Annotated in this window: 22 protein-coding genes; 10 read left to right on the forward strand and 12 right to left on the reverse strand. The window is 48.9% G+C overall.

The window, feature by feature from the left end; genetic code table 11:
• Positions 1–50: 50 nt before the first annotated feature.
• A complete protein-coding gene (locus KJS65_RS26065) occupies positions 51–947 on the reverse strand; it encodes a carbohydrate ABC transporter permease (protein WP_213652756.1) in 897 nt (298 codons plus the stop codon).
• Positions 948–971: 24 nt separating this feature from the next.
• Complete coding sequence (locus KJS65_RS26070; RefSeq protein WP_213652757.1) at positions 972–1,919, reverse strand: ABC transporter permease; 948 nt, start codon at positions 1,917–1,919, stop codon at positions 972–974.
• 380 nt (positions 1,920–2,299) lie between these two features.
• Between KJS65_RS26070 and KJS65_RS26075 the strand changes: the two genes are divergently transcribed.
• The 7 genes from KJS65_RS26075 to KJS65_RS26105 all read left to right on the forward strand — a co-directional run bounded on the left by KJS65_RS26075 (position 2,300) and on the right by KJS65_RS26105 (position 11,374).
• A complete protein-coding gene (locus KJS65_RS26075) occupies positions 2,300–3,733 on the forward strand; it encodes a response regulator transcription factor (protein ID WP_213652758.1) in 1,434 nt (477 codons plus the stop codon).
• Positions 3,730–5,559, forward strand: a complete 1,830-nt coding sequence (locus tag KJS65_RS26080; protein WP_213652759.1) for a cache domain-containing sensor histidine kinase — start codon at positions 3,730–3,732, stop codon at positions 5,557–5,559. The genes KJS65_RS26075 and KJS65_RS26080 overlap by 4 nt, the downstream gene beginning before the upstream one ends.
• Positions 5,560–5,611: 52 nt before the next feature.
• Positions 5,612–6,316: a response regulator transcription factor gene (locus KJS65_RS26085; RefSeq protein WP_213652760.1), complete on the forward strand. Its 705-nt coding sequence runs from the start codon at positions 5,612–5,614 to the stop codon at positions 6,314–6,316.
• Complete coding sequence (locus tag KJS65_RS26090; protein WP_213652761.1) at positions 6,313–7,326, forward strand: sensor histidine kinase; 1,014 nt, start codon at positions 6,313–6,315, stop codon at positions 7,324–7,326. The genes KJS65_RS26085 and KJS65_RS26090 overlap by 4 nt, the downstream gene beginning before the upstream one ends.
• Positions 7,327–7,584: 258 nt before the next feature.
• Complete coding sequence (locus KJS65_RS26095; protein ID WP_213652990.1) at positions 7,585–8,355, forward strand: ABC transporter ATP-binding protein; 771 nt, start codon at positions 7,585–7,587, stop codon at positions 8,353–8,355.
• A complete protein-coding gene (locus KJS65_RS26100) occupies positions 8,330–10,261 on the forward strand; it encodes an FtsX-like permease family protein (RefSeq protein WP_213652762.1) in 1,932 nt (643 codons plus the stop codon). The genes KJS65_RS26095 and KJS65_RS26100 overlap by 26 nt, the downstream gene beginning before the upstream one ends.
• A gap of 189 nt (positions 10,262–10,450) precedes the next feature.
• A complete protein-coding gene (locus KJS65_RS26105; RefSeq protein WP_213652763.1) occupies positions 10,451–11,374 on the forward strand; it encodes a S66 peptidase family protein in 924 nt (307 codons plus the stop codon).
• Between the two features lie 176 nt (positions 11,375–11,550).
• On the opposite strand, the gene KJS65_RS26110 is transcribed toward KJS65_RS26105, so the two are convergent.
• From KJS65_RS26110 to KJS65_RS26125, 4 genes are all read right to left on the reverse strand, one after another.
• Positions 11,551–11,721, reverse strand: a complete 171-nt coding sequence (locus KJS65_RS26110; RefSeq protein WP_168928891.1) for a hypothetical protein — start codon at positions 11,719–11,721, stop codon at positions 11,551–11,553.
• Between the two features lie 20 nt (positions 11,722–11,741).
• Entirely contained in the window at positions 11,742–11,936 is a 195-nt protein-coding gene (locus tag KJS65_RS26115; RefSeq protein WP_213652764.1) for an H-type small acid-soluble spore protein, read from the reverse strand.
• Between the two features lie 151 nt (positions 11,937–12,087).
• Positions 12,088–13,404, reverse strand: coding sequence for a D-arabinono-1,4-lactone oxidase (locus tag KJS65_RS26120; RefSeq protein WP_213652765.1), 1,317 nt, complete (start codon positions 13,402–13,404; stop codon positions 12,088–12,090).
• Positions 13,392–14,585, reverse strand: coding sequence for an amino acid deaminase/aldolase (locus KJS65_RS26125; RefSeq protein WP_213652766.1), 1,194 nt, complete (start codon positions 14,583–14,585; stop codon positions 13,392–13,394). Before KJS65_RS26125 ends, KJS65_RS26120 begins: the two co-directional genes overlap by 13 nt.
• Positions 14,586–14,911: 326 nt before the next feature.
• Between KJS65_RS26125 and KJS65_RS26130 the strand changes: the two genes are divergently transcribed.
• Complete coding sequence (locus KJS65_RS26130) at positions 14,912–15,418, forward strand: hypothetical protein (RefSeq protein ID WP_213652767.1); 507 nt, start codon at positions 14,912–14,914, stop codon at positions 15,416–15,418.
• Positions 15,419–15,620: 202 nt separating this feature from the next.
• On the forward strand, positions 15,621–16,247 hold the full coding sequence (locus KJS65_RS26135; RefSeq protein ID WP_213652768.1) for a DUF3298 and DUF4163 domain-containing protein: 627 nt from the start codon (positions 15,621–15,623) through the stop codon (positions 16,245–16,247).
• Positions 16,248–16,387: 140 nt separating this feature from the next.
• Here KJS65_RS26135 and KJS65_RS26140 read toward each other — a convergent pair whose 3' ends face one another.
• Positions 16,388–17,233, reverse strand: a complete 846-nt coding sequence (locus tag KJS65_RS26140) for an NAD-dependent epimerase/dehydratase family protein (protein WP_213652769.1) — start codon at positions 17,231–17,233, stop codon at positions 16,388–16,390.
• A gap of 42 nt (positions 17,234–17,275) precedes the next feature.
• Positions 17,276–18,214: an aldo/keto reductase family protein gene (locus tag KJS65_RS26145; RefSeq protein ID WP_136608627.1), complete on the reverse strand. Its 939-nt coding sequence runs from the start codon at positions 18,212–18,214 to the stop codon at positions 17,276–17,278.
• A 151-nt stretch (positions 18,215–18,365) separates the two neighbouring features.
• On the opposite strand from KJS65_RS26145, the gene KJS65_RS26150 reads away from it, so the two are divergent.
• A complete protein-coding gene (locus KJS65_RS26150) occupies positions 18,366–18,710 on the forward strand; it encodes a winged helix-turn-helix transcriptional regulator (RefSeq protein WP_136608628.1) in 345 nt (114 codons plus the stop codon).
• Positions 18,711–18,780: 70 nt separating this feature from the next.
• Here KJS65_RS26150 and KJS65_RS26155 read toward each other — a convergent pair whose 3' ends face one another.
• From KJS65_RS26155 to KJS65_RS26170, 4 genes are all read right to left on the reverse strand, one after another.
• Positions 18,781–20,052 (reverse strand): ABC transporter substrate-binding protein, encoded by a 1,272-nt coding sequence (locus tag KJS65_RS26155; RefSeq protein WP_244864828.1) that lies wholly within the window; start codon positions 20,050–20,052, stop codon positions 18,781–18,783.
• Between the two features lie 73 nt (positions 20,053–20,125).
• Entirely contained in the window at positions 20,126–21,721 is a 1,596-nt protein-coding gene (locus tag KJS65_RS26160) for a response regulator (protein WP_213652770.1), read from the reverse strand.
• A gap of 15 nt (positions 21,722–21,736) precedes the next feature.
• Positions 21,737–23,581, reverse strand: coding sequence for a sensor histidine kinase (locus tag KJS65_RS26165; RefSeq protein ID WP_213652771.1), 1,845 nt, complete (start codon positions 23,579–23,581; stop codon positions 21,737–21,739).
• A gap of 41 nt (positions 23,582–23,622) precedes the next feature.
• Entirely contained in the window at positions 23,623–24,435 is an 813-nt protein-coding gene (locus KJS65_RS26170) for a carbohydrate ABC transporter permease (RefSeq protein WP_136608631.1), read from the reverse strand.
• Positions 24,436–24,442: the final 7 nt, after the last annotated feature.

Genomic DNA, 24,442 nt, shown 5'->3' on the forward strand with positions numbered 1-24,442 from the left:
ACCCTCCCTTTTGTATGTTCGATTAAACGGTGTCTGTATGTGTTAGTGCTTTATTCTTTAATGGAGCCTACAAGAATGCCCTTTGCGAAATGCTTTTGCAGGAACGGATACACCAGCATGATCGGAATACAGGATACGATGATGGTCGCCATCTGCAGGCTTGGCGTATAGACCTTCGTGGTCGCTTTTTGTTCCGCCAGGGTCATGGCCATACTGTTCAGCGAAGAGTTGGACGTAATAAGCACCTCACGCAAATAGATCTGAAGCGGCGCCTTGGCGGAGTCACTGATGAAGATCAGCGCATGCCACCATTCATTCCATCTCTCTACAGCGTAAAACAAAGCGAAGGTCGCCATGAACGGCGCGGATATCGGGATAATAATCCTCAGCAGGATCATAAAATCATTCGCCCCATCAAGCTTGGCCGATTCCTCCAGCCCTTCGGGTATCGTATTAAAATAGTTCTTCATGATGATCAGATACAGCGTGTTGATGCCCGCCGGAACGATCATGACGAGGATGTTATTGACCAGTCCCAGGTTCTTCACGATCAGATAAAAGGGAATCAGTCCCCCGTTAAAGAACATCGTAATCAGGATCATCGTCAGCAGCAGATTCCGTCCTGGCATCCCCTTCTTGGAAAGTGCATAAGCTCCGGCCACGGAGATGATCATACTGAACGCCACGCCCAAGACCGTCACGAGCACCGATACGGTAAATGCATTCCAAAACTTGCCGTCCCCGAAAATAAGCTTATACGCCGAAAAATCAAAGGACTTCGGAAGCCAGTACAAATTCGACTTGCTGATGACATCGAACCGGGCGAAGGAAATGATGAGAACATTATAAAAAGGATAGAAGGTAATGATCGCCATGATGCCGAGGATGATATAGACCACCACATCGTAGGTACTGATTTTCTTTTTCCGGGTCAAGGTTTGCTCCACCTGTCATCGCCCCCCTTTGCGCGTTTAATATAATCCCTGCTCGCCCATTTTCTTCACGGTCATGTTCGCCAGAACCAGCAGCACCAGACTGATCGCGGACTTGATTAACCCGACTGCCGTCATATAGCCGAAGTCTGCGCCGACCGTAAAGGTTGTGCGGTAGACATAGGTGTCGATGGTATCCGCTACGGAATACACAGGGGAACTATACAGGTTGAAAATTTGCTCGAAGCTGGAGCCTAGGCTTAGCAGATTACCGATCGTCAAAATAAAGAGAATAGCCACTGTGCTCTTGATGCCCGGCCAGGCAATATACCGCAGACGCTGCAGACGGCTAGCCCCGTCCATTTCCGCTGCTTCGTAGAGCTCGGGATTGATCCCGGTGAGCGCTGCCATATAAATAATGGAGTCCCAGCCGATTTCCTTCCATACATGACTGAGGTAGATCATGGGCCGGAAGCCGTTCACGCTCACTAAAGGAGATGAAGCATCGAAGCCGAGCATCGTCATCAGTTGGATGTAAATCCCGTCATTACTGAAAATATTGGTCAGGATGCCTGCGAGGACAACCCATGAGATAAAATGCGGAAAGGTAAACAGGGTCTGAAAAAACTTTCTTGCCTTGGTGCGTGAGAACTCGTTGATCACCATCGCCAGAATGATCGGAAGCGGAAAGTGAATGACCAGCTTGGACAAGCTGATGATGACTGTATTTTTAAATGCGCTCCAGAACTCCGGATCATGGGAAATCTCGCGGAAATGCTGGAATCCTACCCAAGGGCTCCCCAGGATCCCTTTACTGAAATCAAATGTCTTGAAGGAAAGCGTGATACCATACATCGGCAGATAACAGAAGAGAATATACCAGACGATGACCGGTAGGACCATCATATAGTGATACTTGTATTGGAGCATCGTGTTCCACAGTCCGCTTTTCGAAGAACGGCCTCCTGCTTTGCTTTCCCGTTGCATCCCTATTCGCCGCCTTTCGTTATTCATAGATTGAGCCATTTGCCGGAGGGAGAATCATTGACCCTATTTGTATGCGCTTGCATCCTGTTTCTTCTCAGCCCCGATCCCCCTGCCGCTTGCTGTATGTCCATTATATTCAGCCGCAGAATCTCCGCATATAGACATAATTCCGCAAACATGTGGACTCCGCTTGCGAGATAAAAGGATCTCCGGTGTCCAATCTGAGTTTTGTATATAATTATCGTAAAAATCTCTATACCGTCTGTCTTCTCCTTCTGTTTACCAAATAATGAAAGTCATGTATTCTGTCGATAGAACAATGAATACGCTTTCCTTTTTGACGCAACATGTCAGGTATTCTTAATTCAAGGGGGAAGATCATGTATAAAGCTGTGATTGTAGATGATGAAAAATGGATCGTTGAAGGCATTAAATCCGGTGTTCACTGGAATAGCTGCGGATTTGAAGTCATTGGTGACGCGGAAAACGGGCATGAGGCGCTGGAGCTTGTGAAAGCCCTTCGTCCGGATGTCGTGCTGACGGATATTAAAATGCCTGTCCTGAACGGGCTGGAACTGATTAAGAGAGGAAAAGAAGCCTCTCCGGACACTCTCTTCGTCGTGCTCAGTGCGCATGCGGAATTTGCCTATGCCCAGAAAGCGTTGAATTATGGAACGTTCGGCTACTGCCTCAAACCGTTTGAGATCGAAGAAATCGACAGTATGCTCAGTCGGCTGGCCGAGGTACTCAATGCCCGAAAAAAAGAAAACCGCCATTCGTATATTCCCGATCTCTATGAAGCGATCTGTTCCGGGGACATGGATGTCGTGAAACGGGTGCTGCAGCAATCCGGAATGAGTGCAGACAGCGCTCATCCAATCCTGCCAATCGTTGTACAGAGCAGCAAGGCGGCCAAGCTGCAGCAACATATTAAGCATCTAAGCTTCCAGATGAGCCCGCGCCGCTTCGGTTATCTCGTTCATGAAACGGCTGCGGAAGCTCTATTGCAGGATATCAGCCGGGCGCATCAGGGCTCCATGTACAGCATTGGAACGGGATTCCCGCTATCTGATCTGACGGAACTGAACGCCTCCCTGGAAACGGCCTCCCTGGCGTCTTACGGCGCGTTCACAACAGGCAGGCCGGGGATCTTCAGCCCGCCGCCGCAGACCAATCCTTTAATAGAGGAGATACTGAAAAATATCTCCGATGCGCTGAGCCGAAAAGACCGGGTGCAGTTCATGTCCTGTATGAATACGGCGAAGAATGATTTCAATGAAGGTAAATTCAGCATGAAGGATGCCTACCTGATGTTCACGGCGTTAATCTATCATTTTTTCAGAACCGGGGTATCTGGCAGCGGGAGGATGTTCGAAGGCTATGAGGAACTCTCCTATCACTTTGGTCATGCCGATGCCATGATCGATTATCTCGTAGAGCACACGCTGGACTACCTCGAGAATCAATCTAACGCCATTCGCTCCGACATCTCCCATAAAACGATCCGGGAAATTCTGAAATATATCCATGATCATTTTACGGACGATCTGTCGATCCAGGGCCTGTCGGAAAAGTTCTTCCTAAGCCCCAATTACTTATGCCATCTTTTTAAAAAGGAAGTCGGGGAAAACTTCATCGAGTATGTATCCAATCAACGGATCCAATACGCCTGCAAGCTGCTTGAGGAAACGAGCGATCCCATCAAACAAATCGGCGATAAATGCGGCTTCAATGATTACTTCTATTTCACGCGGATATTCAAACGGATTACCAATATGACACCCACCCAATATCGGGAGAAGCAAACCCAATGAACTTTTTCAGAAAGCTCTCCATCCGCTATCAATTCATTGTCATCGGACTGATTATTACCGCTATCATTCCTGTCGTTATTTTGGGCGTATACCAACAGTCCAGCCGGTTTATTATCGAACAGAATACCCAGTATAACGAAGAACTGATCTCCATGATGAAGCAGCGGATTTCATCGAACTACTCCAATATATCCGAGCTGATGATTAATCTTGGTTATGATGCCACGGTACAGAATCTGCTCGCCGAAAATGACAACCTGAGAATTTACGAGCTGTCCAAAAAGGTGCAAAGCCTGATGAGCGTCATCAAGAGCACCTATCCCGACATTATTGATATCGCCATTGTCAGCAATGATCACAAGCTTGTCTCGATGAAGGGTGTGATCAATCAGGCCGAATATGTCGGGGATGGGCTCGGAGATGACGGAACCGTCCACTATGCCGGTTTTGTGCCAGGCAATCAGATTAACGAAAGGGATCATTTCCTGTTCGGGATGAACATCTTCTCTTCCGGCAGCCGGATCGCTTATGGAGAAAAGGCCGGGACTATGGTGCTGGCACTGGATGTGCAGGATATTAATAAAGAATTTCAGAAGTTTCCGCGCCTTGCCGGCACCAGCTTCTATCTGTTCGATTCCGATAATCTCGTATACTCTAACAGTGAACCTGGCGAAGACCTGCTGGGTGAAATCAGAAGCTCTGTGCTGAGCAGCGGACAAGCCTCCGAATCTCCCGAGACATGGAAAAGCAGCAAGTACATCATTCAAGCGAATGCGCTGCCGGAAATTCAGGGGAAAATTGTGACAGCCACACCGATCAGCATTCTGATGAAAGGTCTGGACAGATTAAAAAAGACAAGCTACACCTTATCCGGCTTTACACTGCTGTTTATTTTTTTCCTATACAGCATTATGAAAATGAATGTGCTGAAGCCGTTGTCCCGGCTGATGTCCTTTATGAAGCAATTGAAGACTCAAAATCTGGAAATTCTCCATTCCCGCGTTCATCTGGAAGGCTATGCGGAGATAGAGGTCATCTCTAACGAGTTCAATACGATGCTGGAGCGGATTCACGGATTGACCCATCAGCTGATCCAGACTAACTCGGAGCTGTATGAATCGGAGCTGGAGAAGCAGCGGATTGAATTTGCCTATCTGCAAAGCCAGATCAACCCGCATTTTCTCAGCAACACGCTGGATACGATCAAGGGTATCGCGATCGTGGAGGGCAGTAAGGCAACCTACGAAATGACCGGGGCTCTCAGCCGAATGCTCCGGTACAGCATTAAGGGAGGAGACGAGGTGGCGCTAGGGGAAGAACTGCAGATCGTGAGCAGCTATATGAAAATCCATCAGCTCCGCTTCTCCGGCAGAATAAGCTACGAGCAGAGCTGCCCGGACGATCTCCTGCAGCTGGCCGTACCTAAAATGATTTTGCAGCCGATTGTAGAAAATGCCATTAACCATGGGCTAGAGTCCATGGGAAGAGGCGGCATCATTCATGTCGAGGCCTCTCAAAGCCAATCCGGAAATCTTATCATGACCATCACGGACAACGGAACCGGAATCAAGCCCGAACGCCTCGCCGAACTGAACCAAATCCTTGAATCGGATGATGCTTTGCTGAGTGAGCATATCGGCATCCGCAATGTCCACAACCGCATCCGCCTGAAATACGGGGAACCTTACGGCATCTCGCTTGGAAGCGAGCCAGGCAAAGGCACGGAAATCCGGATTTCCCTGCCGGCCATCCCCTTCAATCTGCAGGATGCTATGCTGCGTACGGCCGTGGCTGCGGAGCAGGATTTCAATCTGCCGGATTCATGATAAGATGGATATAGTGCGTAAATTAGGAAAATAAAGTACAGGTGATTCTCTCTTGAACAAACAAACCATCCTGATCATTGAAGACGACCGGAAATTGTCCGGTCTGCTGAGTGATTATTTAAGAAAATATGATTTTCATACAGTGGCTGTGGACGATTTCAGCCGCGTTATGGAGACATTCGTCGCATGCCCCCCCGATCTGGTACTGCTGGATGTGAACCTGCCCAAGTTTGACGGTTTTTACTGGTGCAGACAAATCCGCAGCCGATCTCTCTGCCCCATCCTGTTTATCTCTGCCAGGGAGAACGAAATGGATCAGGTGATAGCTCTTGAAAATGGAGCAGATGACTATATCACGAAACCCTTTCATTACGAGGTTGTGTTGGCAAAAATCCGCAGTAATCTCCGCAGGGCTTCCGGTTCTTATGCCCAGCCGCTGGAGGAACGGAAAATCGACGCAGGCAAGCTCCGGCTTTATCCGGAACGCTACGTCATCCAATATGAAGGACAAACTTCCGAGCTGTCGCAAAAGGAATCGGTGCTGCTGGAAACGCTGATGGACCGTGATGGCCGCGTCGTCAGTAGGGAGCAGCTGCTGGATCTGATGTGGAGCGACGAGCATTACATTGATGACAATACGCTGAATGTGTATATTACACGCGTAAGGAAGAAGCTCAAGGATTTGGGGGCGGACGGCATGGTGGAAACGGTACGGGGAGCGGGTTACCGGCTGAGTGCCGGAGCAGAAGAAGTATGAAGCTGTTTTGGAAAGATCAGACGCCCCTTCTCATCTGCTATATAGCGCAAATGCTGCTCATCCCGGTGCTGTACTGGCTTTCCGGTGAAAACAGACCTCTGCGCATTATCGGCTATGGTGTCATGCTGAGCAGTGCTATTCTGCTGATGTATCTGGTCATCCGGTATATTCAGTTCCGAAAGCTGTATCAGCGCTTAAGCGCCATGGAGTGTATTGCCTCGAACAGGGAGCTGCCGCGTGAACCGCTTGGAGATGCGCCGCTGCCTGAAGCCGTCCAGGACATGCTTCGCGTCTATGACCGTTATTATCAGGACAAGCTCAGCATACATGTTAAACGGATCGACCAGCATATCGTATTCATTAACCGGTGGGTGCATCAGATGAAGACTCCGTTGTCTGTCATACAGCTAACGCTCCGTGATTTTGATCAAACCTCTGCGGCAGACAGCATTCAGGAGGAGCTCGAGCGCTTGCGAAAAGGATTCGAGATGGTTCTCTACACATCACGTCTGGATCAATTCGAGGACGACTTCCGGGTAGAACGAATCCGGCTGCTGCAAGCGGTCAAAGAAGCCGTGACGGAGAATCGCAGACTTTTCATCCGGAAAGGGCTTCAGCCGGATATCCGCATCGATGAAGATTGGATCGTATATTCAGACGCCAAGTGGATGCGATTTATGCTCAATCAAATTCTGATTAATGCCGTCAACTATTCCGCAGGCAAAGGGCAAACCATCCTCATCACCGCCAGAAAGTCCAGTGAACAGATCATGCTCGATATTCAAGATCAGGGCATCGGTATCTCCCGGGAAGACCTAAAGCGGGTATTCCAGCCTTATTTCACAGGCGAACAGGGACGCCAGTATCAGGAATCAACCGGTATGGGGCTTTATCTCGTGCGTGAAATTTGTTCCCGGCTTGGACATCAGGTGGCGATAGAATCGAAGCCTGGTGACGGGACAACGGTGCGATTTACTTTTCACCATACGCCTAACCATGAAACTTATTAGCAGATGATTAAGAAGCGCGGTACCCAGAATATATCTTGTCCTTTGGTTGGGACAAGCCTTATATATCTGTACAGCGCTTCTTTCGTCTCGTTCCTAGGTGTCATCCATGCAGAAGCATGCGAACATAACCTTAAGCCAGCTGTAAGGAAACGTTAATTTAAATCGATAGCAGGGGCTTTTCCAGTTTTGGTAGATTGGTATCACAGCCCGTCAGGACATCATGGGCAGCTGCCAAACCATGTGAAAGGAATGAAGCTTATGGATATATTGCAGGTCAAAGCGCTAAGCAAGGTCTATCCCGGAAAAGTGACCACTCACGCCTTATCCGATATCAATTTCAGCATTGAGAAGGGGGAATTCGTTGGCATCATGGGACCTTCGGGCAGTGGTAAAACGACGCTGCTCAATGTGGTATCCACCATTGATGAACCGAGTTCGGGCGAAGTGTTAATCAACGGAATGAGCCCGCATCAGATGAATAAATCCGAGCTGGCACGCTTCCGCCGCAGACAGCTTGGTTTTGTCTTTCAGGACTTCAATCTGCTGGAGACGCTCACGGTCGCTGAGAATATCGTGCTGCCGCTTACGCTGGATAACCGGAATCTGAGCGAAATGGATTCCCTACTGCAGCAAGTGGCCGCCAGACTTGGCATCACCGATATTCTGAAAAAACGGACCTATGAGATTTCCGGCGGCCAGCGCCAACGGACTGCGATCGCCCGGGCGATGATCACTTCGCCTGCCATCGTCATGGCCGATGAACCAACCGGTGCGCTGGACTCCAATGCATCAAGGAACGTGATGGAGTCGCTTGAGCGGATCAACCAGCAGGATGGGACGACGCTGATGCTGGTCACGCATGACCCGCTGGCAGCGAGCTACTGCAGCCGGATTATTTTCATCAAGGACGGAAAGCTGGCAGCCGAGATTCACCGTGGAGATAGCCGCCAAGCTTTTTTCCAAAATATTATCGATACACTGTCGTTCTGGGGAGGTAACAGCCATGAGCTTTCCTCAATTCGCGTTTAACAATGTCAGGCGCAATCTGCGTGCTTATATTTCCTATTTCCTGAGCAGCGCCGTGATGGTCATGATCTTCTTTGCCTACTCCGTGTTCATTTATCATCCGGATATTTCCCATTCGGAGTTTGGCAAATATATCGCAACCAGCATGCGGATTGCGTCTTACGTGATCTATCTTTTTTCCTTTTTCTTCGTTCTTTATTCCATCAGTGCTTTTCTGAAAGCACGAAACCAGGAGTTCGGCATCCTGACGATTCTGGGAGCACAAACAAGACAGATCAATTGGCTTATTTTCCTTGAAAATATGCTGATTGGTGTCAGTGCCATCGTAACCGGTGTCGCGGGCGGCCTGCTGATCTCCAAGCTTTTCCTTATGGTCAGCACCAAAATAATTGGAGAAGTGGAGCTGTCCTTTTATTGGCCTGTCAAAGCACTGATCGTGACCTCTTCCGCATTTATGGTGCTGTTTGTGATAGTTTCACTATTCACGCTTCTATTCATCCGCAAAAAGAAAGTACTTGAGCTGCTCAAAGGCAGCACCATGCCAAAAAAAGAGCCTCAAGTATCCTGGCTGCTGTCGATATTGGGTGCAGCTTTGCTGGTTACCGGTTTTGTGTCCGTCTGCGGTGAGTATTCGAAAAACACATTGATGATTGCTGCCCTGACAGGGATTGCCGGCACCTATTTCTTTTATACGCAGCTCTCCGTGATCATCGTCCGGCTGTTGAAAAAGAACCGCCCATTCATGTGGAGAAGCACCAATCTGATCCGGATCTCCGAGATGAGCTACAAGCTGAAGGATAATGCGCGCATGCTGTTCATGGTAACGGTGGTTACCGCTATCGCCTGCATGGTTTCCAGCGTTCTCTTGTTTATGAGTCAGTCTAACAGAGAGCTCTATAACCATTCTCCTTATTCTTTGGTTTATACCGTTTATGATTCCAATAACGACAAACCGGACCTGATGCCGATCACAGCCGAGATTAAGGCTCATGGGGCTGATTATACAGAGCTGAAGATCGAACTTCTCCATCATCTCTTCACCCTAAACGGCGATACCAAAGGAATCGATCTGCTGCCCGTGTCGAAGTTTCGTCTGTTGTCCGAGCAAACGGGGCTTCCCGGCATTGAGGATGTATCCGAAGCGGATGCGATACTCATCTTGTGTCAGACGACCAATGTCCAAAACTATAAAGATTTCGCGAATGCGAGCCTTCAGGCCAAATCCAATCTAAAGCTTACTGTAAAGCAAACCGTGAATACGGATACTCTGCCATTCGGGCAATTTTCTTCTCCATTTCTGGTGGTCAACGATACCGTGTACAAAAAGCTTCAACAAGATCCGGATATTTCTAAAGTCACCCGGTACCTGTATAAAGTTCCTGCTTGGGATGGTTCTCCTCCCTCACTGTCCGATCCGGAAGTCATCGCGGGAACAAAGCTGTTCGAGTGGAATCAAAAGAAAAGTAAGGAACACCACTGGAATTACGGATTATTTTCCCGCGGTGAAAACTATCAATCTTCGAAGCAGGCAACATCCATGATGAGTTTTGTCGGCGTGTTTATTGCCCTGATTTTTTCTGTATCATCGGCCAGCTTCCTTTATTTCAAGCTGCATACAGAGCTTAATAAAGATCAGCGAATGTACCAGGCCATGTCCAAAATCGGACTCAGCCCCGAGGAAATGTCGCGGGCTGCAACTACGCAGATTGCGCTGTTGTTTTATATCCCGGTATTCGTGGCCATCATCGAGACGCTGGCTGTAGTCGTACCGATTTTGCATGGATTGAACCAAACGCATATCATGTCTCCGATCCTCATGACAGCAGCGGCCTTCACGGCGGTGCAAACCGTATATTTTCTGATCATCCGGTCGAGATATGTCCGTAGTTTGCGCAAGATCATGGTGTAGGTATAGGGACAGATATAATTGGAATAGGATAGAAAAATACATCAAACAAATCGGCGATAAATGCGGCTTCAATGATGAGTGTAAGCCAGCAGTCCAGACGGTTTATCATCGAACAGAACTTTCCTAATATACTCCAAAGACATGATATCACGATGGCTTCTTTTATTTTCAGGGAAGGAAGATACGTATATGCCGATACGTCCGCCAATCTTGCAGAGGGGAGATACCGTTGGAATCGTTACCTTGGGTAGCCCGCTCGCTGCAAACATAATTAATGCTCGGATCGAATACTTGAGAGCAATGGGGTTTCACGTTGTATTGGGTCATTATGTATATGCGCAAAACGGGTTTCTTGCGGGCACAGACGAGCAGCGGGCATCCGATCTGATGATGATGTTTCAAGACGAGCAGGTTAAAATGATACTGCCCACCAGAGGCGGTACAGGAGTGGCCGGAATTCTTCCGTACCTTGATTATAATGAGATACGAAATAATCCGAAAGTCGTGACAGGTTACAGCGATATAACGGTACTATTAAATGTACTGCATCAATATGTGGATTTAATAACATTCCATAGTCTGCTGCTTATAGACTTCAAGCCCGAAACGCCCACTTATAATTTCGATCAGTTTTTTTCCGCGACGTCCGTCTATTCATTAACCCGGACGATCATGAATCCGCCGGGGATGCCGCTGATAAGCCGTGTTCCGGGCAACGTTACGGGGCAGCTTGTGGGCGGTAATCTGACATCATTTGTCGATACGTTGGGTACGCCCTTCGAAATCGATACACGGGGTAAAATACTCTTTCTTGAAGAAACACATGAACCTACCAATACCGTCTACAGGTACTTGAATGATTTGAAGCTTGCCGGGAAATTCCGTGACTGCATCGGTATTATTATGGGGGAATGCTCAGGCTGCCAGGCGGCTTATGGTAAATCCTATGAGGATTTAATCGACGAATTTGTTATACCTCTCGGTAAGCCGATTATAACGAACCTTGCCACAGGTCATGGTTTTTATAAAGCCGCTTTGCCGATTGGCGCAACAGTTAATCTCGATTCAGTCAATAATAGAATAACTATGGTTGAACCTATCGTCAGCGTTTAACATGGTCTAAGTACCCAAGTTCTTGTCCTATCTCATTGACAAGGACTTATGCATTGAACAAAAGACATCTGTCGATGATGAATTCTAGTCTTGTCATTTCGGCTTAGTATGTATGACGTCATCATTCTTCACATATAAAAAGCACGCACCAGGTTAATCTGTGCGTGCTTCCTTCATTACTTTTCCTCTAACTCATCAGGTACGTCGTATTTATTGATATGCGAGGTCATCGCTGCGACGGCATCGTCAACATTCGTCGTGGCAGGTTCCCGTCCGACTACATCATCGGTCTCGTCATGAAAATTCAAACGATCCGCCTCAATTTCTTTTTGTTTATTTTTTTCCATTCTGGGCTTCTCCTCCCTTCTTATTCCAATGCCTGTTCTTCTTCTGTTAACGAGTATAGAGGTACTTCCCGCTCTTCTTCAGGTTTATTCAGCGCATAGATGCGCGCTGTCTCACTCTGCTCATTCACATGCTGTATATAGATTGGTATCCCATCACACAGCACATTCGCCATTACGGGAGAGGACGTAATTTCTTGTGCTCTTTGAACATTCATGTAGAATGACCTCCCTTACTGAGTAGAGTTCGTCATTACTATGCTCGAAGTAAATATCTGCTATTCATGCCTCTTACCAGCACTATACAGCTTGCTGCTAAAACGCCATGGCATTCAAGCCAGCATGAACTACCAACGAGCGGGCTCTTTCTTATTTAACTGCAAACAGCTTCCTCAAATAATCATTCAGGAATATGCCTCCCGGGTCCAACTGCTCACGTATCTCCCGGAATGCCGTCCACTGCGGATACAAACCGGGCAGCTCCTGCGCTGTCCTCGTGTGCATTTTGCCCCAGTGGGGCCTGCCCTGATGGCGGCGGAAAATCTCCTCGATATCCCGGAAATACACCTGATGCTCCATGCCTTTGTACATATGGACAGCGATATAGGCTGAATCACGCCCGTATGCCGGGCTAAGCCAAATATCATCTCCTTGAACATAACGGCATTCCACCGGAAAATGAACGGCATGGCTCTGCGCAGCAACGCTGGCCCGGATTTCGCAGACAACCTCCTCCATTTTTTCAGCAGGCACACTGTATTCCATTTCATTAAAACGAACTAGCCGCTGCGTGGTAAAAAGCTGATGGCTGTAAGCTATATCCTTTCCTGTAGGGACAAAGCGCGCCGACAGGCGGCTCACTGGCTTGCACAGCCCCGGAAAGGCGCGGCATCCTTCAGACAGCATCCCGAAAAATGCATTTTCCATGACTAGCTGGTTTACATGATTCCAGAAGCGTCCTCCGGACGGCTGTTGATCCGTTTCGTCCAGGCACTTCACCTGTACGACATCCGTATGTGGAAACCAAAAAAACTCGAAGTGATCATGGGTATCCCTGAATTCCGCCAATTGCTTGAAGCATTCATCAATGGATAGACGCTCGCTTTGATAATGAAGCACGGTCAGAGGAACAACACGGATTTTGACTTTTACGATAATACCCAGCATCCCGAGGGAAACCTGGAGCGCCTTGAAGATGTCACGGTTCTGCTGTTCACTACAGGTCAGCAGCTCACCCGATGCAGTCACCACCTGTACCTCAAGCAGCTGGGTCGACAGCGACCCAAACCGGATCCCTGTTCCATGCGTTCCCGTTCCGATGGCTCCTCCAATGGATTGGGTATCGATATCGCCTAAATTTTCCTGCGCCCATCCCTGCATGTATAAGGCCGCGCTCAAATCTCTCAGTCTCGTTCCGGCCCAGATCCAAACGCTGCACGATTCCGCATCCACAGGCTCAACACCGGCCAAATGATCCAGCGACAACAGCACGTCTCCGGTTTGTACCAGCGGCGTAAATGAATGCCCCGCCCCGATCACCCGAATGCCCCTCCCATCCTTGGCGCATGACTGCACCAGAGAAATGACTTCATCAACAGCCTTGGGATACACGATATGCCTTGGCGTGCTGCGGACGACTCCCGACCAGTTTTTCCATACCTTCTGATTTTCATTTAGAGAAAGCATTGCCCATCCCCCCGATACGTTGAGATTTGTTCTATGATTTTGCCTTTTGACACACCATAAAGTTGGTTAAACCGTTCGCATAATTCCCCTGCCTTTGCATGCCGGAAGAAGATCGGATCTCCCAGTTCCAGATGTTCATCCCCTTTGTAGAATACCGGGGTCTGCACTTCCCCGGCCCCTTCCAAAGACGTTAGAGCTGCGCCCTCCGGCAAATACGGCTTTGGCAGTTTGTCTTTGCCGGCAGCTCCTGAACCTGTATACCCGCCTCCCAGGCAGGTATACAGGTTCTCTCCCGGCTTCCGCACAATTTCTACGGCATAACCCGCTGCAGGCTGGTAGCGGAAATTTTTGTAGTTATCGAACAGTCCCGGCGAAAAGAATCCGGAGCCGACCGTAACTTCAGTTACCGCATGCTCAAGCGTTGTTGTATGTAAGCTGCCCGTACCTCCGCCATTCACAAAGCGGAGCGGCGTGCCTGCTGCTTCTTCTATCATGGCGACAAGCGCCTCTCTCTTCTCGGCAATCTGCTTGACTGAACGCTGTTTGAGCGTACGTACCAATACATTTTTCGCAGCCATGTTCGGATAATGATCGCCGACACCGGCGATTTGCGCTTCATAACCCATCACACCATCCATGGAAACTCCGCTGGAAGATAAGATTCTTTCCACAACGGGTCTCGCATCTGCAACCGTATGGATCGGTGAGCGCCACACCCCAAAGTGAAGACCCGGAATATCCATCGACATATCCATGTCGAGACAGACCGGAAACCGGACGCCATGCCGCTCTGCAATCTGTTCGATATGCTCAATATGCTGGATGGAATCAACCATAAGGGTGATGGATTTCCCTTGGCGGATCAGCTCAGCCAGCCCGGACAGCGCCGAAGGCTCCCATACCGGGTAGCCCATCACGATGTCATCCATGCCCTGCTTTACCAGATATATGGCCTCCTGCGGGGAAAAACACATCAAACCGCAAAAAAGCGGGCTCTTATGAATAATTCGTTTCAACAAGGTGGTGCTTCGGACCGATTTGGTCGCAATACGAATGTTTTTGGCGCCGGCACGGGCAATAATCCGCTCGATGTTCTCATCCAGCAGATCCAAATCCACAAATGCGAACGGCTTGGATACATTATCGAATACCTTCGTATAGTAGGCATAATCCTGCTGCATCTTCTCCCCCCCTTATGTAAGGCTGAGTGATGGTAATCAGAAATATAGTAAGCGCTATCATTTCTCTGTGAAATTGAGTCTGTATGAATTGTCTATTATGTATGTGTAGCGATGGAGTTGAAATGAAGTTAGCGGTACGAAAAGAATGAATTGAGGATTCTCAGGAGGTCATGCAGTCATGCGGATCTTGTGATTGGAGTAAATTATCCTTATTTTATCCGAAAAGAAACCTGGGAGCAATCGGTTAATTTCATGAAATTCCAGACTTGGCTATGGACAATCCCTTCCCTTTCATGGAATTCAATTGAAAACAATAAAGGAAATGATTGACCAAGATCACATTCGGGGGAAACGGGTATGCGGATGATTATTCTTACATCGACGTAACCGGTGATGCATCCTATCTTGGCGAAGACGAAACAGAATATATCATCCCGTCCGAACTGCAGGATTTACAGGACTATGCAGACATGCTGGCTCCCATTGAGGTGTACGAGACTAATGCCATTACAGCCTATGAAAAGTATCGCGTGGTAACCTCCTCCAACCGCAAAGCTGCGCACAATTCACTTACGAACACAGTGATTCCTAACTACAAGAAAGTCGTAAGCATGACGTCGAAAATATCCGCCCCTAATGCGGAGCTGCAAGCGATACATAGCTTGATGGTCAAAGGCGCGAAGCTTCAGCTGGAAGGCTTCACGCTGATGCAGCAAGCGATCTATAAGAAAACAAGTTTTACAGCAGCCAATAAGAAATTGGATGCCGGCCGCGCGGCTATTAATCAATATACGGCTAAGGTGCAAGCTTATGCTGACAAATACAGCAAATAGGATTAACGGATTTCAAGGCAACAGGGGTTGTCCCGAGAGTCGCTTGACTACCGAGGCAGCCCCTGTCTGTTTTTTGTCGCCAGATTAGTGAAGACTTATCGACATCAATAACACTCCGGGTACCGGAAGCCCGTAAAGTCACGGAACCCCCCGCCGCCGAATAGGCTAATGCAACAACGAAAGACAGATGGGAGCGAATGCAATGCCTCTTTACCACCCGCCAGTGAACATACGCACGCTGACATATACAGCCACCGGCATAGTTATCCATTATCCTCAGGTCAGCGGACTTGCAGACCGGCAAGCAGAAGATCGGATAAACCATGCGATCATTTTGAAGATACAGGATATGCAGCGCATCCAGCAGCATATGCAGACAGGGACTAACCCAAACACGATAGGGAATTTTGAGATCAAAACCAACGAACGCGGCATTCTCAGCCTTATGCTCAGCAACTATACGTATTCCACACCCATGGCCCATGGTTATACGGTTGCAAAGGGACTTACCTTTAATACAGCCACCGGCGCCGCCTATTCATTTTCAAATCTATTCAAGCCAGGCTCGAACTACCAAGCTCTTCTGACCGCTGAGGTTAATGAGCAGATTAAAAAGCGAAATCTTCCTGTACTTGAAGGCATAACGGTGTCGGTGCAGCCGAATCAGGACTTTTACCTGGCCGATAAATCCCTGGTCATTTTCTATCCACTCTACGCTATTACGCCATATTACGTCGGCTTCCCGATGTTCCCGGTTTCGGTGTACGACCTGCAAGATATCGCCACTGAGGACGGCCCCATCACCGTACTGGCAGCAGACATCGCATAACTTAAGAGCAGCATCTTACAAAGATGATCGTAGCGGCTGTTTATTTCTTCAATCCTGAAATTAAAAATTCTGATAGAAAAAACCCGGGGAATATCCCCGGGGTATCCTATTCATATCATAATCATAACGATTGATCTAAACTATTCCACCTGTTCACGCCACTGATATTTAGGCTGCCAACCGAGCAGGCGCTTGGCCTTTTCGTTGCTAAACAGCGTTTCATGGCCTTCAAGCGGCGTCCGAATATCCGTCACACCGGGATAGCGCTGTGCCAGCAGCTCACGGCTGCGGATGGCCATGCTCGAATCATCGGAAGCCAGGTTGAGCGCCACCGCTCCCAGTCCATCCGTTTCGATGGCAAGCCGGCAAGCTTCAGCCGCATCACGGGTATCGATATAGCTCCACAGAATACGCTCACGTTCCTCCGGTTTGTTAATAAACGAAGGAAAACGCTCATACCACTCTGGAGGAATGACATTTCCAAGGCGAAAGGACACGACCTGTATGCCCGACCGGCGGTTGAACATCTCGGCTGTCTGCTCGTTGACAATCTTGGATAAGCCATAGCTGTCCTGAGGCAGCTGCGGATGATCTTCGTCGAGGGGCACGTACTGGGGGGCGATCGGATTCACCGCAAACACAATGCCGTACGAGGATTCACTGGATGCAATGACAACCTTACGGATCCCAAGACCCGATGCGGCTTCCAGCACATTGTACGTCGACATGACATTGTTGCGGAATGTGACCTCCGGAGTCCTAATATGCGCTGCCGGAATAGCGGCCAGATGCACAACCGAATCCGCGCCGGCAAGGGCACTGTATGTCTCACCCAAGTCTTCCAGATTCACAATAAGCGTTGGACACAGCTCCTCATCAGGACGCCGTGAATCGACGTTCAATACTTCATATCCCTGCTCCACAAAATGCTTTACGACCCAGCGTCCAAGCATGCCGCTTCCGCCTGTGATCACTACCTTGGCCATCGAAAATGCCTCCTCGCTGATTAAAAGTGGTCAAGACTTTCTCTATTTCAAAATTTCCTCGATACGATCGATTACGTCCGCGCTCAGCTCTACATCGGAAGCCTTAGCATTCTCAGTGACCTGCTCCGGACGGCTTGCGCCAACCAGTGCACTGGCCACGTTGCTGTTGCGCAGAATCCAGGCCAGAGCCAGGTTTCCTACGGAAATGCCGAGTTCGCTTGCAATGCCTTCAAGCTGCTTCACTTGGCTGATTCTTTCTTCGGTGATGCCTTTGCGCATCCATTCGAGCTTGGCAGCACGACTGTCCTGCGGAATATCCGATGCGGATGTATATTTTCCTGTCAGCAGGCCTTGGGCCAGCGGGGAAAACACCACTTGTCCGATACCAGAACGCTCGCTGAGCGGCATGATTTCTTTTTCAATATAACGCTGGAACATGTTGTATTGCGGCTGATTCACCACGATGCGGTCCAGCAGGTAACGGTCGGCTACGCCAACTGCTTCCGCAATTTGGGAAGCCTGCCATTCACTCACGCCCACATACAGCACTTTGCCTTGACGAACCAGGTCATCGAGTGCGCGCAGGGTTTCATCCAGCGGAGTTTCCGGATCATGACGATGGCAGTAGAAAATATCCACGTAGTCATGATTCAGACGTTTCAGACTGGCATGAGCCTGCTCCATGATATGTTTGCGGGACAAGCCGCGGTCATTGGGACCGTCTCCCATTGGCCAGAATGCTTTGGTTGCCAGCACATAAGATTCCCGCGGATACGCTTTCAGGGTTTCGCCCACAAGCACTTCCGCCGCGCCTTTTTCATAAACGTTCGCTGTATCAAAAAAGTTAATGCCCAGATCGTATGCTGTTTTAATCGAATTGACGGCATTTTCCCGTTCTACATAACCGCCATATGTAAGCCAGCTTCCTAAGCTGATTTCGCTGACCTTGAGGCCGCTGCCACCTAATCTCCGGTATTTCATGTTTACATTCCTCCTTGAGGTTATCCTGATTACATTGTTCATTCTATAGAAGTTCATAACAGATTTGAAGAAGTGAAAAGTTTTTCACTTAATTATACGGAGGATATCTAGTATACTTAAGTATAGTAAATACATATGGAGGTGGTACCCTGTGACAACAACGAAAAAAGCCAGCAGCTATATCCCGAAAAACCCGGATTTCATCGAATGTAATATTGAAAAAACGCTGGATGTGCTTGGCGGAAAATGGGCTTTTCTCGTTATCCGTGAATTATTTGGCGGCACCCTTCGCTTCGGTGAACTGCAGCGCCGGATTTCGAGTGTAAGTCCCCGGGCTTTAACCAGTACACTGCGCCACCTCGAAGAAAATGGGGTGCTTGAACGCGAGGTTTTCCCGACCGTTCCTGTGACCGTAGAGTATACACTGACGCCAAAGGGCCAGGATTTACACGTGATATGTCATGAAATGAAGCTATGGGCGGCGCGGTGGACGTAAGATGTCTGCCCCGCTTTTTTTTAGGAACATGTAATTAATAGCATTTCACCGATTCGATCTCTACTTACTATTAGTTCGCCAAAATCTGGTTTAGCTTCTTCTCCAGCGCTGCCAACCCTTCCTCAGGCTTGATCCCTTTCTGCACGATGTTCTGCAGATCCTCGGAGATGGCGGTGAAGAGCGCAGCGTATTTATCTGTTTTGGGTGCAAATTTAACATGGTCACGCGATGCTATAAACAGCTTACGGTACGGCAGTTCTTGGTAGGCGCTGCTCTTTGCGACCTCATGATTGGCCGGAACATGCCCCGCCTCTCCCCAGATCACTCCGCCCTCCTCAGAGAAATACCTCATGAACTCCATTGCTGCCAGCTTCTTTGGCTCCGTGACGTAAGCCGGGATGACCAACGTATGCGAGCTGCCCCAGTGAACCGGACTGCCGAAGATCGGCGGTATCGGCATAATGCCTATATCCAGTGCCGGATTGCCGAGATGATGACCAGCTTCCCAGACGCCGCCAATCCATAGTCCGGCCTTACCTTGATCAAAGGAATCCCACGGCGTTTGATCATTCAGGTCGCTGAGTCCACTTGTAAACAACTGCTGATAGAACGCGAGAACCGAAATGGCCTTTTCATTATGTATCTCTGCTCTTTTCATGTCCGGACTCAGCAGCTCACCGCCAGCCTCATAATACAAATCCAGAAACGATTCCTGAAAATAAGGCGTGTTCACCGCCATCGGCTGCACACCGGCAACCCGTGCATGAATTTGTTTCAGAAATGCGGTAAATCCATCCGGCGTGGCTGCTTCGAGCTTCGGTGTTCCGTCCACATGTAACAGTCCGGCCTTCTTCAGAATGTCTTTATTGTAAAAAAGCATGTGAAAATGTGTATCCAGAGGCACCGCATAATCATTCCCGTTATAGATCACGCCCTGACGATTAGATGCCTCAATCTCGTCAAAATCAAACCCTGCCTGCTCCGCCAACGAATCCAGCCCGGTAATTTGCTTGGCTTTAATAAAAGGAGATAACCGGTCCACATGGACAACGGCCACATCCGGCCCTTTTCCCAGCGAAAGCGCGGTGCTAAGCCTGGCATAATACTCATTGGACTCGAGCCGTAGCTGCTTCACAAACACTTTGCTCTGCGAGGCGTTATAATCCCGGATGATCCGCTCCACAAAATCCCCCTCACCGCCGCCAAAGGGATTCCAAAAGGACAGCTCCACAGACACCGGTTCTGCCGTGTTTATTTTCCTTTCATAAGAGTCATCCGCACACCCTGAAAACAGCAGCATGCACACCATCATGAACGGCATGAACGGGCCCTTGCTCTTCATTTTGCTCCACTCCTCCAAACCTTCTGTCACCAACATTCGTAAGCGTTTACAGTCGTTTCCACCCAGAGCTCTATTACCGCTCCTCCCGCACGAGGTGACGATATTCCGACGGAGATACGCCCGTAATTTTCTTGAATACTTTTGAAAAATACTTTGGATCCTGTATACCGACCAAGCTGCCGACATCCCCCGCTTTCAGATCCCCCGTAAGCAATGTTTTGGCTTTATCAATGCGGATCCGCGTAAGATATTCCAGGAAGCTTTCCCCCACTTCCTTTTTGAACAAGTTCGCAAAGTAATTCTTGCTTAAATGGACCAGAGTGCTGATCGATTGCAGTGATATCTCCTGGTGGTAATACTGCTGGATATACTGGGTTGCTTTGATAATACTATTGCGGTCGCTGTTGTACATTAGTATCAGATGCTGAACCAGGGCATCAAACGCCTGAATGAACCAGATGCGGTTCTGCTCCAGGGTCTCCAGCCTGGATAGCTCATCGAAATACTGCTTCTTCAGCTCCAGCACCTGCTGGGCATCCGTGGATACATCCGGCCACAAGGTCGTTAGTATCATCAGCAGCTCGAGGGAAATGATCTGCACCAAGTCCACGTCCCGGCGGGCTGCGAGCTGTTTAAACAGCTCCTCGAGGTACTCCGTCAATTCTTTGGACTGAAAAGCATAAACCATGGACTGGATCTGATGACTGCTGATCCGCAGATGCTCCACCTTCGCTGCAGGCATATTCATATCATCGGTTCCATAGATGATGGCATGTCCGCATCCCAGGAACATTTTCTGCTTCTCTGCCTTGACTGCTTGGGCATAGGCCTCCTTAACGTCGGTCCATTCCCAGATGCGGCTGCTGATACCGATGGTTGCCAGCCTTCCGGACGGCTTGGATAGCTGCTGGATGAAGTCTTCCGCCCACTGTCTCAGCTTCTGCATATCTCCCTCAGGGGAAGGCCCCTCTTCACTCACATAATCCAGAAACAGAACATTGATTTCCCCCTGCTTGTCGGGAAAGACTTCATAGCTTGAGCTGCCTTCGGCCCATACTTGTTCAAGTTTATGCCGGATGAGGGACAACCTTTCCGTGAATCCCAGCTCGGAGTCATTAAGACTGATATGCATTAAGTAAGCACGATGAAGCTGTGCCATGCCAAGCTGCTCTGCCTTGTTTGAGCCTTCGGCTGCCCCCCGGATCGTTCCTTCAATCAAATCAACCAGAAACTTTTCTTTATGTGCCGGTTCAGGCTGAGAGGCTGGCGCCCCTTCATTGGCGGCGTTTCCTCTGCCGGCACTCTCCTTCAGCTTCAGCAGCGCCTGCTCAAAGTCGCGGGGCATCATATCCGATTTGATCAAATATTCGGAAACGCCATGTTTGATCGCTTCCTTGGCGTACTGAAAATCCTCCAGATTGCTCAGGATGATAATTTTAATATCAGGAGAGATCCGCCGCACTTCGGCAATGAGCTCAATGCCATCCATAACGGGCATTTTAATATCGGTTATAAGAATATCCGGTAGTCCGGCCTTCATCAGCTCAAGCGCCTCCTTGCCGTTGGCAGCCTCACCCGTCAGCTGAAGCCCGATCTTCTCCCATTCAATCATCGAGCGAATTCCGTATCTAACAATAAATTCATCTTCTACAATCATGACTTGATGCATGCGTATGATCCCCCTCTATGTCATCATAGGAATCCTGATTCGGATCGTGGTCCCGGTGCCGGGTTCACTTTGAATCTCAAGTCCGTACATTTTGCCGCAGATTAATTTAATGCGTTCATCCACGTTGGCCAAGCCGATTCCGCCTGACTTTTCTCCGTCTGCCGTTTGCTCGGTCAGTAAGCTGCGAGCAAAACCAGGGTCCATGCCTTTTCCATTGTCAGATATTTCAAAGCGTATGCCTTCACCCGGTACTTTGAAGCAGCGGATGCGGATCTCCCCTCCGGTCTCCAGCTCACCGAACGCATGCATAATCGCATTCTCGACGACTGGCTGCAAAATGAGCTTGGGTGTCCGCAGCAGCCTGACTTCATCGTCCATGTCGACCTCGGTTTCAATATTGAAGTTAAACCGGAATTTCTGGATGCCCAAATAACATTTGACATGCTCCATTTCTTCTTCAACCGTTACGGTCTCTTCACCCTTGCCGAGACTGATGCGCAGCAGCCGCGAGAGGAGACTTACCATTTCCGCCGCATTGTTGGCCTTCTGGATCAGGGCCGTCCATTTAATAATATCAAGCGTGTTGTATAGAAAATGCGGATTGATCTGCGCCTGCAGCGCCTTCAGCTCTGCAACCCTCTTCTGGTTCTGCTCCACGTACACTGCATTCAGCAGCTCATCAATACGCGTCACCATAAAGTTGAAGTTGTTGCCTAATATATCAAACTCGTCATGACGGTGTTTCGCCTTATAACGGACCGTTAATTCACCAGACATGACCTGTCTCATCAGGCGGATCATTTTCAGGATCGGATTCGTTATAGAGTTCGCCAGCACCATCGCCGTAATAATCGAGAAAACAATACAGATCAGCGCAATAATCAAAATGATCTGCAGCAACCGATTCGAATCCTGGTAAAGCGCGGATTTGGAGATCACATTGACGACCATCCAATCGTTCGAATGCAGTCTTTTTACATTGACGATGAGATTATTGCCTTGATATGAGAGCGGAAACCGCTGTTCTCCACCATCCGAATGAAGAATACGGTCGTAGCCGTCTGTGCCGAGCACCTCGGTCACGCTTTGACCAATCAGTTTGTTATCCGCATAGGACACGAGTCGTCCCTGTCCATCGACAATGAAGCTTTGCAGATCCCTGTTATTGCTGACAGCCTTGGAGACCAGCTCCTTAAGAACTTCTTCCCGGATATCCAATACGGCAATAATGCCAAGCGGACTATCATCTGATGTTTTGTACAGCTGTTTGGCGAGTGAAAAGACATGCGCGCTCTGGGAGTTCAGGCTATCCACATACGTGCCATAGCGTGTCGGGTACCAGCGGAAGTTGCTCCCGTCCTCCAGCGGCTTCAGAAAAGGCCCGACTTCGACAGGCGTCCGCTTGCTCCAGCGGTAGATGCCCTTGATATAGTGCTTTTGGGATACAAAAGAAATGGACTGCACGTCCTGATTAATCGCCACGATCGTTGACAGCTTCGTCGTCAGTGACAGGCTATCCACATCGTAACGGGCGGGATCGGATTGATCAAGTACCCGCAGCATATTCACAATCTCATTGTTGTTCAGCACCTGCATCATCATGTCCTTGTATATACCGAGGCGCGTATCCAAATTATCTGCCGTTTGACTCAGCAGATGCTCCGAGTATTCTGTGACTTTGTCGTTAATCGTAGATTTGGAGATGGAAAATGAAATAATCCCCATGACGACCAGCGGTGTCAAGGAGAACAGAAATAAAAGCAGCATCCATTTATAACGTATGCTGCTCTTCCATATATTCACCCAGGATCGCAAACGGACCCAGGCTGTTCTAAAGCTTTTTCCTGGTTGGTGGGTCATTCCTGTAACCCCTTCTTTAGATGAAATCTGCCTGTTTTGGCTTACCCCTTCACGCCTGACATCGATACCCCCTGCACAATATGGCGCTGAAGCAGGATAAAGACCACGATGGTCGGAATGGCCGCAATGGCGCTGGCGGTCATAATCAGGTTTAAGGACATTGTATTATTCGACAAAAAGGTAGGCAGCCCTGCCGACAATATCATATTTTCCTCAGAAGTAATGGACAGATACGGCCATAGGAAATTGTTCCAGGATATGATGAAGAAGAAAATGCCTACAGACACCATGGCCGAACGCGTCAACGGCAGGCAGATACTCCACCACAGACGGAAATTACGGCTGCCGTCAATCTGCGCAGCTTCGATATAATCCTTGGGCACCCCATCCATAAATTGCTTCAGGAGCAGAATTCCGAGCGGGTTCGTAAGCCCCGGCAAAATAATAGCCCAGATGTTGTCGATCAGCTTCAAATGCAGCGCTGTTTCGTAGAGCGGGATCAAAATCGCTTCCGTTGGAATGAGAAGACCGGAAACAATGATGACATAGAAAATCCCCCGGGTTCTGAAAGGCAGCTTGGAGAAGGCGAATGCTGCAAGCGAACTGAACAAAATGGAGATGACGGTCGTCAGGATCCCGATGACCAAGCTGTTCCAGGTCCAGCGAAGAATCTGCGAATCCCGGATCACCTTGACGTAATTATCCAAATTGAGATCGGACCAGTTTACCCAATCTGCAAGCGTATAGACATTCACGCCGTCAGGCTTCAGAGAGACCAGAAGCATCCAGATCAATGGAAATACAAACAAAATGGCTAGGACGATGGCTAGGATATTTAAGGCGGTCTTATTCATGTTCTTC

Source organism: Paenibacillus sp. J23TS9, assembly GCF_018403225.1.
Lineage (GTDB): Bacteria > Bacillota > Bacilli > Paenibacillales > Paenibacillaceae > Paenibacillus_AQ.